The 12117-nt window shown below is 49.7% G+C and carries 9 protein-coding genes and 2 pseudogenes; 4 read left to right on the top strand and 7 right to left on the bottom strand.

Annotated elements, in window-relative coordinates; genetic code table 11:
• Positions 1–418 precede the first annotated feature (418 nt).
• Entirely contained in the window at positions 419–619 is a 201-nt protein-coding gene (locus J07HQW2_RS02630) for a hypothetical protein (RefSeq protein ID WP_048075110.1), read from the bottom strand.
• Positions 620–1249: 630 nt separating this feature from the next.
• On the opposite strand from J07HQW2_RS02630, the gene J07HQW2_RS02635 reads away from it, so the two are divergent.
• Complete coding sequence (locus tag J07HQW2_RS02635) at positions 1250–2413, top strand: GLUG motif-containing protein (RefSeq protein ID WP_303703924.1); 1164 nt, start codon at positions 1250–1252, stop codon at positions 2411–2413.
• Between the two features lie 584 nt (positions 2414–2997).
• On the opposite strand, the gene J07HQW2_RS02640 is transcribed toward J07HQW2_RS02635, so the two are convergent.
• The 4 genes and pseudogenes from J07HQW2_RS02640 to J07HQW2_RS17400 all read right to left on the bottom strand — a co-directional run bounded on the left by J07HQW2_RS02640 (position 2998) and on the right by J07HQW2_RS17400 (position 6176).
• Complete coding sequence (locus tag J07HQW2_RS02640) at positions 2998–4065, bottom strand: CNNM domain-containing protein (protein ID WP_021053736.1); 1068 nt, start codon at positions 4063–4065, stop codon at positions 2998–3000.
• Between the two features lie 145 nt (positions 4066–4210).
• Positions 4211–4456, bottom strand: a complete 246-nt coding sequence (locus J07HQW2_RS17390; protein WP_021053737.1) for an HAD family hydrolase — start codon at positions 4454–4456, stop codon at positions 4211–4213.
• Positions 4449–5753, bottom strand: a pseudogene (locus J07HQW2_RS19835) (RNA-guided endonuclease InsQ/TnpB family protein). The gene J07HQW2_RS17390 and the pseudogene J07HQW2_RS19835 overlap by 8 nt, the downstream one beginning before the upstream one ends.
• Positions 5754–6032: 279 nt before the next feature.
• Complete coding sequence (locus J07HQW2_RS17400) at positions 6033–6176, bottom strand: hypothetical protein (protein WP_303703927.1); 144 nt, start codon at positions 6174–6176, stop codon at positions 6033–6035.
• 227 nt (positions 6177–6403) lie between these two features.
• Here J07HQW2_RS17400 and J07HQW2_RS02660 point away from each other — a divergent pair, with 227 nt between their 5' ends.
• From J07HQW2_RS02660 to J07HQW2_RS17405, 3 genes are all read left to right on the top strand, one after another.
• The gene (locus J07HQW2_RS02660) at positions 6404–8161 is read left to right on the top strand and encodes a Rieske (2Fe-2S) protein (protein WP_021053740.1); all 1758 of its coding nucleotides are present in this window, start codon (positions 6404–6406) and stop codon (positions 8159–8161) included.
• Positions 8162–8363: 202 nt separating this feature from the next.
• Positions 8364–10253 (top strand): S9 family peptidase, encoded by a 1890-nt coding sequence (locus J07HQW2_RS02665; protein ID WP_021053741.1) that lies wholly within the window; start codon positions 8364–8366, stop codon positions 10251–10253.
• A gap of 276 nt (positions 10254–10529) precedes the next feature.
• Positions 10530–10670, top strand: a complete 141-nt coding sequence (locus tag J07HQW2_RS17405; RefSeq protein WP_021053743.1) for a hypothetical protein — start codon at positions 10530–10532, stop codon at positions 10668–10670.
• Here J07HQW2_RS17405 and J07HQW2_RS02670 read toward each other — a convergent pair.
• Both J07HQW2_RS02670 and J07HQW2_RS19840 read right to left on the bottom strand, forming a co-directional pair.
• Complete coding sequence (locus J07HQW2_RS02670; RefSeq protein ID WP_021053744.1) at positions 10667–11050, bottom strand: HIT family protein; 384 nt, start codon at positions 11048–11050, stop codon at positions 10667–10669. The two genes, J07HQW2_RS17405 and J07HQW2_RS02670, sit on opposite strands and share 4 nt — an antisense overlap.
• Before the next feature lie 249 nt (positions 11051–11299).
• Positions 11300–11446 (bottom strand): annotated as a pseudogene (locus J07HQW2_RS19840) (integrase); the annotation flags it as partial.
• Between the last annotated feature and the right edge of the window lie 671 nt (positions 11447–12117).

Here is a 12117-nt window from a genome sequence, read left to right on the forward strand (position 1 = left end):
ACAACTCCGCTACAAACGACAGTCTGACGACGATACGAATATGTAAGCGGCATTGGTCCATAGCATGACGTATACCAAGGCGGTTCCACCGCCCACCCAATTGCACAATATCGGGATTCCGAGATCCAGAATGTTCGAGACACCCTCTCGAACCGCTGTGGTGTCTCGGTGAAGATAACTCCGAGTCCCCTGCCGGGATAGGAGTAACGGCGGTGTGGCTGTGGCTCCGCCATCGGCTCGTCATGCCGACGAGTCGTCACCCAGCAAATATCCCACCCTACCCCACCCCAGCGGAGCGGAACGGTACGGTACCGTGGGAAGCCCCATCGTTTACGACGGGGAGGAGGTCACCAGTAACTACTCTTTCGCCCTGAACTGACACCACCTCAGAGCAGGATAGACAAGTTCTACGAGTGAGCTAATGTCCACATAAACGGAATAAAAGCGTCGGTAGCAAAGCGTAACCACAGACAAGGAGAGCAATGACGGGTGGAGGAAATCCCAGTCCACTCTCATCGGCGATGATAAGCCCCGTTGCGAGGATTGAGACCGCCATAGCGACGACTGCCGTGCGGATTGAGCGGAGGTGTATATCAAGCGTAATTTGCTCGTCGATCATACGTGGAATATATGTGTATTCGATGCGAGCTTTCTGAACGAGTCTATTGGAAACCTGCTTTGATCTACGCTTTCCGCACACGGCGATAGCTTCCATCCTGAATTAACATTACCGCAAGGCGAGATAGATAGAGTCTATGGGCGAAACAGCTACCCAAACCCTACAACTACTGCGACAGATGGTCACGGAACCTTTGCCCACATTTTTTTGAATCACACGAGAGAAGATCATTTGCAGGAATGGATATAGCGTTAGTACAGGTGTATATTAAGTCGGCTCAATCCGATATCCAGCAGTCACCCCAGATGGGAGAAGCGACTGGGAAAATAGCGGGTAGCGAGTGGCTGACAGAAAACAATCACACCTCTTTATTCATCTTGAGGTAGTCAATTTGCATGCAAATTCACCCCCACAACCACTTACAGTTAGTGTGTGGGTACAATCCCTCTGGAAGAACGAAAGCATAATTAACATTTTCTGAGCCGTGTGCTGTATCCTATCCCAGTCATGTCACACGATTGTCTGTCTGAGACGCAACAAGTATTAGTGGTGCACATACGAGCATCTGTATACGTGATATTATCACGGCATAGCGCGGTGGTTATGCTTATTTTGATGCTGACTGTTTTTATGACAGGGGTCTCGGGTAGTGGATTCGTCAGGATGGCACAGGCGCAATCGACTAATACATATACAGACGTGGACACAGCCGATCTGGTCGGTCACGGGACTGACTCAACCCCATACGAGATCTCAAACGTGTCCGAACTCCAGGCGATGGAAGATGGTCTGACTGCGAACTACGAACTCGTGGGCGACATCGACGCCTCAAACACAGCGCAGTGGAACGATGGACGAGGATTCGACCCTGTGGGTTCGTCCAGCGACCAGTTTGCGGGATCACTTGATGGAAATAATCACACAATCACCGGACTCACAATCGACCGACAATATGAGGATAACAGTCGGAGAAGAGTCGGGCTGTTTGGATATAGCTTTGGAACAATCACAGACGTCGCACTTACAGAAGTGACCGTCACTGGCAACGAGTATGCGGGTGGACTCGTCGGATTGAGCACCGGTGGAACGATACGGAACGTTACAGTCTCCGGAAAAGTGAGGAGCACGGTCACTGCTGGAGGACTCGCTGGACAGAACTTTAGAGGAGCGATACAGAACGCAACAGCCTCAGTGAATGTGACCAGTGACAATACAGCGGGTGGACTCGTCGGATTCAACAGCGGATCAATACGGAACGCCAGAGCCTCTGGGAGTGTGGCTGGCGACAATACAGTAGGTGGACTCGTCGGATCAAATCGAGGAATCATCAGAGACACATTTGCCGTTGGAAATGTTACTGGCAATCAAGAGACAGGTGGACTCGTCGGGCGTAACAACGACGAAACAGGAACGGTCGAACAGTCGTACTTTGATACACAAGCCTCCGGTCAGGACCCCTCTGGTGGCTCTGCGATTAGACTGACAATTCTTATTTTCGGACCGACAAATTCAGCAATTGGACTGACAACCGGTGAAATGCAAGGGAGTGCAGCCAGTGAGAATATGTCTGGGCTGAAATTTGGAGAGAATTGGCAGACCGTCTCTGGGGGCTATCCAGAATTGATCGCGCTGTCTGACCCTGACTCTGACTTTGACTCCGACTCCGCCGACGGAACTCCCAAGCCCGAATCTACGACGACAAGTTCAGAAATACCAACCTTCCCGAATGTGGGGATTATATCTTTCGTTAGTATAATGACCGCAATCCTACACCGACTTCAAAGTTCAACATAATCATTATGTCTGAGACCCGAAATAGCGCGTATCATAACCGCACTGGCGTGTGGTTATCTGAAAACACTCTATCGTTGTTTATGAGATATCTTAGTGTAAATTATAATCTGCTGTGATGAGATTCAAACTGGAGATGACAGATCGGTGGATACACCTACTCAAATCGGTGGAATTAGTTATGTAGCGACAGCAGATACTCACTCGAAATAACCCGCTACGACTCGCGTGTGTCGATTAACATCGGTATCACTGTTAAGAACTGAGTGTTTGTCAAAACCCGCAGTGCATCTCGTCCATGCAACTATTCCATGCATGTATTGATCTAGCTCAGCCTTTGTTGATAAAATAACAATTTTTTAATATGTAGCGTCTACAGATCACTCGGCGTGCCGGTACGCTCAATCGTGTATAATAATTTACACCGTGTTATCAAGTTCCATACGGAGAGAATCACGTTACATCCTGACTAGCTATAGACACATTTTGTCACGTGTATCATCCGTGTCTTATTCTGTCAAGTGTGTCGAGTGAGTGGTTCATTTATACAACACACACACCATTTCTCAGTGAGACTGGTGTTCACTTTAGCTGAGTACATTAGGGTTGTCTTGATCAAGTGGATCTTCAATATCACCGACAATCGTTTCCAGTAGATCGGTGACGGTCACCAGTCCAATGGTCTCACCGTTCTCAATGACGAGCCCCATCTCTTGTTGTTCTGTCTGGAACTGGTCAATCGCATCGCTCACATCGGTATCGGGCGATAGCGTCATTGTCGGTGCTGCAAGTTCAGTTAATGCATCATTGCCATTAGACAGTTGCTCACGATGACTAAACAGAGCTGGGCTATAGACAATACCATAGAAGTCGCTCAATTCTCTACCAACTAGTGGATACCGTGTATGCGGATATTGTTCGAGCTTCCGGAAGTTCGATTCAGGGGAGTCCTCAGTTGACAGGCTTATGATGTCGTCAGCGGAAATCATAATATCTCTCACCGATTGGTCGCCGATTGTCAACGCGTTCATAATCTCCTCACGACGATCCGCAGGTAGTTCGCCCTGTTCAAGTACCGATCCAAGCCGGGTTCGGAGGTCAGCACGAGTTTCGATGACTTCTTTCTCGGTTTCTGTCCATGCTTGAGTCATCTCGATCCCAAACAGACCAAGTGTTCCTTTCGCAACTGAGTCGCCAACCCAGATAGCTGGAGCGAGTATCTTTGCGAACCAGTATAGTATCCGTGCCCCGTATTGAGCAACCTGTTTGGAGCGCTCGACACCGAGATACGTGGGCGTCTGCTCCCCATGTGTCAGGTGGACCAAATTGATGATGAGGAATCCAAGTAGTGAACCAGCCCCGACCGATGCGAGCGTAGTGTTCTCGAATACGGGTTCGATCAGAGCCGCTAGTCCCGGCTCGGCAATAATCCCGAGCGCAATACTCGTTGCGGAGATCCAAACCTGACAGGTAGTCAAATAAAACTCCAAATCATTGGTCATCTCCCAGGCGAGTTCAAGTCCGGGTGTGTCGAACTCTGATTTGGGGTACTGTCTAACACGGGTTAATGCAAACTCAATTGCGACAAAATATGCGTTCACCAAAATAAGAATGATACCACCGAAAATCCGTAATCCGATCTCAAGCGGTTCCATCACCGAATTGTAACGATAGCAGACGGAAATAGCCTTGATATTAAATAAATGATAGGATAAACTGAATAGAGTCTATAATCGCGTCTGGGTTTGTCACGATGAATCGCGCACCGTGGCTGATCAACCAGACAGCCTCAGTGATGTTCTAAAATGAATATGTGCGACTCTCTCCAAGAACGACAAAATCTGGGTTAGTATCAGTAAGCGTATAGCCCACGTCGTGAAGCGCCGTTTTCAACCCAGCCTCGCCAATCACGCACGCTGAAGCGTCCGGCATTTGATTCGAGACAAATTGTGCCGTAGCCACAGTTGAAGTCCAAATCCGGTCTTCCGGGGTATTAACTCCAACTCCTGAAAGGTGAGCAGGTGAACTACCCCACACCCTACTCACCCGCTTGCGCGGGGTTCTTTGAGGTGAGGGTGGGGCTTCCTGTTTCGATAACGCGCTTCACATCTATATCATCGGAAGATTCCGATGAAGTAAACATAGTATAGGGAGTGCAGCCTCCACAGGCGGTGACGAGAGCGAAGCTCTCGGTCGCATATCAGAATCGGTCCGCGATTTTGAGGACATGTTTTCGGAGTGAGCCACTCCTACTCCTCGCTGCTCAAGTCCGCGAGACAGAATGTCCAGAGCCGTGTTCGCGTCCACTGTCCATCTAAGACCACAGCCCAAGCACGAGTGTTCCCGAACCCACAGCGGTTTGTCGGTAGCCACGCCACAGCTAGCACACCCTTCGGTTGGTCCGGCTAGGTCAACCTCTACGAAACGCGTGCAGTTGTATTCTAGATAGTGCTGAAACTATCCCATGTCGCCGATACAGTGTTTTGGCTTACTGGGTGACTCCAACAGAGACTTGATATTCAGCTTCTTAACGATCACAAGGTTGTATTCGGTGGCGTAGTAATTCGACAGTTTATGCAAGAAATCCCGGCGTTTTCGCTTGAGCTGCTGGTGACACTTTGTCAGTTTTTGCCGTTATTTGACCCGAGTTCTTTTCGTGAGAGTTTCCGCTGTTCACGGTGGAGTCGCTTGCGTTCCTCGAGCAAATCCAGCGAGTCAATGGCTCTGCCGTCAGTGTCGTGGATGTGCTTCAGAGTCCCCACATCAATGCCGACACACCGCTGTGGGTTCTCCGGGATCCCCAGCGTTTCTCTCCCATCAACGGTCACACAGGCAAACCACTCGCCGGTTGGCTTTTTGTTCAGTATTATCTCTCTGATTGTCTCAGTGTCTGGAATGTCACGGTGTTTCACAATTGGAATATCCGCGAGTTTGAACAGAGATAGTACATCCGACCGTTGTTACTATCGAGCTTGGAGCCGGATTGGACATAGGTTTAGACTGCGGAACTCCTATGGGGATTTCTAGTTGAAGCTGTCGATATTGTGACCCTGCTGTTTCAACCCTAAAGGAGCCTTCACACTAGTCTTGATTCGCTTTACTGCAGCCTGTGTGACCGTCGAATACAACTCACTGAGGTCATCCCACCAGTCTTTGAGATTAGGGAGTTGGTTGCGCACCTGTCGCACTCGTTGCTTGAGCGTCTCTGCCGACTCAGGGATTTCGTTGAACTCTTTGGGTGCGTGATTATACAATTGTCTACAGGTATCTCGATACCAATCCAACTGCTCTGTTCGCGGTGGGCATCAGTCAGCTTCAGTTGGTACCTGTAGGTATATCTCATACGTGACTAGTCACTACGCTTTGCGATATGGTCGTCCAGTTGTTGCTGAGCGAACGAGGAGAGGTTGGGATGGTGTTGTTTAACATTAAGCCACTCGGCTTGGTCTTCACGGATTGTGATGTGTTTTTGCTTCACTGTGTATATTGATATATACTCAACATAGATATTTGAGTGATGACGGTGGTGTATCTCCTCCCTACTCATTCCCTTCGGTCGCTCCTTGAGGAAGGGGCTTACCGCCTGTATTCTGCTAAATCGCGTCGTGTGTAAATTGTGTTGTTAGTTAGTACGAGGAACTGACGTTTTTTGTTCTCTGAGTTGATGAATGAAATCCTCGGCTTCTGGGAGAGCAGTGTCGTCATGCATCAACACGCCGTCCATACCGACCAACCATGTCTCAGGTTGTTTCTCTATATCAGGCATCTTCACCGATACCGGAAATTTATTAATACAGGTACAAACTTGAGACTCTGTTACAGTTGATAAGGGACGCATACATCAGGAAACGGTCTGATATCAACTCTCAGAAATATACTATATGGTTTTATTCGCCGTGACTATCCAGATCACACTGTATCGGTGATATCGGTTGTGTAAATGCCCAACTCATTCGGAGTGGATTCATTTGTCTCGTTGGTGAATCATCGTATATGTCATCGGACTCACCGAATCGAGATTTGATTGAGGTCGCCAATATCGATGTTCTCCGCGATGAAGGACGGACAGTTACGATGGTAGAAGATCGTCCAGTCGCGCTTTTTTATTACGAGGATGAAGTGTACGCGATTGACAATCGCTGCCCGCATATGGGGTTCCCGCTTTCGAAAGGCAGTGTCAAGAACGGTCTATTGACTTGTGACTGGCATCATGCGCGATTCGAACTCGCACAGGGTGATACACTAGATATTTGGGCTGACGATGTCCAGACATTCCCAACCCAAGTCCGGAATGGGACTGTCTACGTCGACCCGAATCCCGAACTCGACGTTCCGCCAGAGACACATTGGCGAAACAGACTGGCAGACGGGTTAGCGGAGAACCTCTCGCTGGTCGCCGCGAAGGCTGTCATCCATCTTGACCACTACGGCGAAGGATTTGTCACGCCGCTGGAGACCGCTGTCAATTTTGGGACGCAGTACCGCGCTGACGGCTGGGGACGGGGTATGACGACGCTCGGTGCGATGGCGAATGTCTATAGCGATCTCGACCACGACGAGAGACTTCGAGCGATGATTGTCGGTGTTACCGAGGTTGCAGACAATTGCGACGGCGAACCACCGCGATTTGAACAGTACGCGCTCGATAATAATGATTTGTCTATGTCACGGCTCAAATCCTGGTTCCGCGACACTTGTGATGTCCGCGACAGCACGGGTGCCGAGCGTTGTCTGCGCACCGCGGCGAACATTCTCAGTCGTGAGGACCTCGTTGAGATACTTGTCGCTGCTGGCACCGACCACATATATATGAATAATAGCCACACGGTCGACTTCATCAATAAAGCCGTTGAGACACTGGATCATGTCGGCTGGGACCGGCGTGAGGCTATTCTTGCAACTGTGGTTGACGCGATTGCTGACGCCTCGCGTGGTGAGGAGACCAGCACATGGACTAGACCGGTTGACGTGGCTGAGATGTGCTTCGACGCTGCCGAGGATCTGCCTGAAATGGTCGCCGCTGGTGCCGGCAAGGACTGGAACCGCCCTGATGGATTCATAGAGACGTTGCTTTCCGCTGACCCACAGAGGCTGGACGAAGCCCTCCGGGACGCTGTCGCCAGCGGCGCGAGCACCGAGCAACTCGCGCATGCAGTCGCGGTCGCCGCACTTCGGCGGGTTGCCCACTTTGGGACTGGTAACGAGTTTCGCGACTGGAACACCGTCCATCATACATTCTCGTTTGCCAACGCCGTCGACAATCTCGCGCGTCGAACTGACGCTACAGATGTATATGAAGCCTGTTGGCAGGGTGCGATGTCAGTGTATCTTGACCGCTTTCTGAATCAACCGCGAGCGACCATTCCTGGGTCTGGTTCGGGAGCAGATGGCGACCCTGCCGACCTACGGGAGCGTCTGCTCGGGGTCCTCGATGAGCAAGGTGGTGTTGATGAGATAGCACGAATTGTCGGTGGGCATTTCGATGCCGGCGGTGACCCCGCGGCGCTCAAACGGACGATGGGTAAGGGACTACTGAGAGAAGACGCCGGATTTCACACGATGCAGAGCGTCGAGGCTGGCTTTCGGCAGTTTGACTTAGCCGAGAGCGAATACGAACGGCGACTGGCATTGATTGCGCCAGCACGTCATATGGCTGCTCACTTTCCTACACGGCGCGAGGATGAGCAGACGGTCGCAATCGCGGAACGACTCTTCGAAGGCGAGAGCATCCACAAGAGCATCAAGGACTGATATCGTGAAACTGGTAACAACTTCGCGTAATACAGTGACTCCACAGGTATATGTGGCGACCACATCGATTGAGCACTCGGTGATTGCATGACTACCGACAGTCACTGTCGAGTGATCGATTCTCGGTCAGGCGAAGTTCTCTTGATCATCAGATGGGTCTTCCAGAGAGTTTTATCACAATCGAGACCGGTGTATACAGTATATGAGTCATGTTGAAGATACAGGAGAATTGCTTGAGGAGCTTGCGGCACTCCCGACGCTCGCCCACCCAACAGTCTCCCCAGACGGTAATGAGGTTGCTTTCTATTATGATATCACTGGACGCAACGAGTTGCACGTCCTCAATGTCGAGAGTGGCGAGGTAACTCAGTGGAGCGAAGCTGATGTTCCTCGAAATGCCCGATGGCCCATCAATTGGGCTGCCGACGGAGACAGCATCTTTTTTCACCTCGACAATAATGGTAACGAGCAAAACGATATCTACCGAATTTCTCGAGATGGCAAGGCTGAGGCTGTTATCGAAATGGACGGACAGGTCGCTATCAACGATATCGGTGAGGACGGCGATACACTGATTATTGGCTCCAGTCGCGACGGTCAAATGAATCTATACAATCATAATCTCCCATCCGGCGAGACGACAAAGATAACCGAGTACGAACGAGCCGCCGCCGGCGCTATTCTTTCACCAGAGTGTGATCGAATCGCTTACGCGACAAATGAAAGCGATGACTTCGATAATCAGGATGTCTACATCGCCGATACTGACGGGGCGACACCGCAAAATCTTGATATTGGAGATACTGGTGCAGAAGCCTCGCCTGCTGATTGGGGACCGGACGGTGAGCGTCTTCTTATCTCAGACAATTCAACGGACCTCGGTCGGCTTGGGATTTACAATGTCGATTCTGAGGAACTAACATGGCTTGAGAATGATGAATTTGAAGAGAGTCCAAAGGCGTTTCTGCCAGACGGCAAACGTGTCCTAGGCTATCGAAGCCGTGAAGCTGAGTCTGTCCCGATTATCTACGATATTGAGACCAGCGAGGCAACCGAGTTTGACCTCCCTGGTGGTGTCACAAGCTTCGGTACGGAGGCGATTGTGGATAAAAATCGAGTTCTTCTGACCCACACCACTCCGACCCGGCGTCCGGAGTTACTGATCTACAATATTGAGACACACGAGCACAAGACACTGGTCGAAGCGGAGTATGGTCCCTTCAGTACAAATGACTTTGCTGATGCAGAGTATATTACCGTCGAATCTGATGGTGTCCCTGAGACTGATCAAGCGGCAGTCGAACACGACCCCTATGAGGAGTTTGAGATTGGTGCACTATTGTTCGACTCAGGACAGCGTCCGTCGCCACTCATCATCAATCCTCACGGCGGTCCGCGAGCACGCGACACCAAGCGATTTAATCTTTATACCCAGGTGTTAGTCTCGCTTGGGTTCTCTGTTTTGCAGGTAAATTACCGTGGCTCGACTGGTCGGGGTCGAGAGTTTGTCGAAGAACTGTACGACGATTGGGGTGGTGCAGAGCAAGGTGATATCGTCACCGTCGCTGAGCACGTTCTCGATGAGCATGACTGGCTTAACGATGACCAGGTTGTCGTCTTTGGAGGCTCCTACGGCGGGTATTCCGCGTACTGGCAGATGGTCCAGTATCCAGATCTGTATGAGGCTGGAATTGCCTGGATTGGACTGACAGATCTTGAGGATATGTTCGAAACCACTATGCCACACTTCCGGACCGAACTGATGGAGAAATACCTCGGTACGCCCACGGAGAATCCCGAAATCTATGACGAGCGGTCTCCAGTAAATTACGTTTCGAATCTTGATGCTCCGATTTTCCTCATCCACGGCGTGAATGACCGACGCGTCCCTATCTCACAGGCTCGCATTTTCAAAGAGGCTCTTGAGGACCGTGATCTCGAAGAAACCGACGACTATGAGTACAAAGAATTGGGCGAAGAGGGTCACGCTTCCTCAGACCAAGACCAGAAACTCCGGACATTTCAAGCACTTGCGGACTTCTTAGACCGTCGGGTCGGTACAAATCCAAAATCTATCGTCGCTGACGACTGATGACAATTGTTGACGATTTAATCCACTTATTCAGTGTGGTCGGTCGAGATACTACGGACTCTTTGTCTATCATTGTTCATATGTCAACGCTTAGTATTTAATATAACTGATACATAGGAGAAACTAAATATCACTAAGCGAGTATGAGTCTTGGACTTTATTCCCCTCTGTGTATGACAAATAACACATACTTATGAGACGGACGCGACGCAAGAGCGTCGTATCGTGTGTCTGTCTAATCACTCTTCTTAGCAGCATTCAGCTGGTGGCGCCGCTATGATTACCGCAGTAGCGACGCCGACTGACGACTCAGCAGCCGTCACGAATATCTCAGTCAATCCAACTGCCGACACTGACACTGACGGGCATATCGCAGCAGGTCAGCTCAACGCAAGAAGGTTCTACGTAAGCGATTAGTACGTCCGCTCTGATGGAATCACTCCACGTACACCTCCGGTCGGATCTTTCGTGTCCCCATTATATCGTGGAATGATGTGCCAGTGGAGATGTGGAATTGTCTGCCCGGCAACTGATCCATCGTTTATGCCAACATTCAGTCCATCAGGCTGGTATTGCTGGCGAACCCTCGTAATTGCCCGTTCAAGAAACGGATAAAATGAAAGAGTATCAAACTCGTTGAGGTGTTGTACATGTGCTTTCGGAAGTGCTAGTGCATGCTCCTTGTTGACAGGGTATTTATCAAGCACACAGATGCACTCATTGGTCTCAACGAGAACTGTCGCATCACGGATTCCATCGATAATCTCGCAGAAGACACACTCATTGGAATCGCTCATACGCATAGTCGATGGAACGAATACAAGAAAATAGGTGGTCAGAAATATCGTTATGATTCTCAAGGAAATAATAAATATGGGTTTGATATAAGATCATGAGTCCCAGCGTGGACAGAGAATACACGACTTCACTAGCAAAATAATGTCTTTGCCTGATTTATAGAACCGACTACGCTGCGTTTAGTTAGTGAAGTTTTTTAGCCAAGATACATGCCCAGCTAGTGTGAAAAAAGTCAGTTATACTATCAATCAACGACTCCAAATCGTATCCCCTCTACGATGGATCCGACGCCTGGAGTGCTCAATATACCGTTGAGATGTCGATAGATCAGCGTGCCCCATCGTCTGTTTGATGAACTGTGCTGATGTGCCGTTGGCTGTGATCTGTGTTCCGTATGTGTGACGGAGTTACTTTCTTTCCGATCGATGTTTCATCAGCGACTTCTGTCACCTGACGTCAGATTGTCGTACGTGAGATGTCCTGCTTCTGGAAGTGTTTGTTGAGCAGCCCGATCACGTCTAGATCTCCGAAAGGTACAATATGATTTCCAAAATCGAACTTGCGAGACTACTGTTTATTATCTGTGTCGACAGACTGGATTCGAATCTCTTCTTGCTGTTGTCCCAGCCGGTTTGAGCGCAGATGTACGAACTCATCGGCACGCATGCCAATGTGTAGCAATGTCTTGATTATCAGCTCATGCTCCTCGCTCAATCACGGAGTGTTTTTGATTCAGAATCTTCCAGTGGCTCTCGTGTCCAGCCAGCCGTGTTGAAACACATATGAGAAGACTATTTCAAATTGTGCTTGTCGCTATTCGAAAAGAGCGAGTGATCGATCGGAACCATTCAGCGGTCCCCTGTCAACAGAAATTCAAATCTCGTAGAGGTCCTGCTGAAATATGCCTGAAATACAGCCAATAAACACGGTGTCGGTAAATTATATTGAATTTCTTTCGTCGATCCTCAATTCCGTGTCTTCCCCGGAAAGGTCGACGGAAATCATAGGTGAGAGGACTGTCCCGCTCATATCTTAAATCTAGGACTGGAAGGGAAAGAGAGAATTG

It is taken from the genome of Haloquadratum walsbyi J07HQW2 (assembly GCF_000415985.1).
GTDB lineage: Archaea > Halobacteriota > Halobacteria > Halobacteriales > Haloferacaceae > Haloquadratum > Haloquadratum walsbyi_B.